This is a genomic window from Massilia sp. 05N420, assembly GCF_056397205.1.
Window position 1 is genome coordinate 1 of the sequence record NZ_JBFTMX010000308.1, and the last position, 351, is coordinate 351.

Annotated in this window: 1 protein-coding gene; it reads right to left on the reverse strand. The window is 62.7% G+C overall.

Annotated elements, in window-relative coordinates; all coding sequences use genetic code 11:
- Positions 1 to 351: aldehyde dehydrogenase family protein (locus AC1DIX_RS28460; RefSeq protein ID WP_477328712.1), on the reverse strand; the 351-nt coding region annotated here is incomplete at both ends.

Below are 351 nucleotides of genomic sequence, written 5' to 3' on the forward strand. Positions count from 1 at the left end.
TTCGAGCGCCTTGTCGAGGAAGTCGTCATCCTCGGCCATCACATCGGCAAAGAAGATGTTGGGCGACTTGCCGCCGAGCTCGAGCGTAACCGGAATGAGGTTCTGGCTGGCATATTGCATGATCAGCCGGCCCGTCGACGTTTCGCCGGTGAAGGCGATCTTGGCAATGCGCGGGCTGGTGGCAAGCGGCTTGCCCGCTTCAAGGCCGAAACCGTTGACGATGTTGAGCACGCCGGGAGGCAGCAGATCGCCGATGATTTCCGCCCAGACGAGCAGCGATGCAGGCGTCTGTTCCGCCGGCTTGATGACGACGCAGTTGCCGGCGGCGAGTGCCGGAGCAAGCTTCCAGGC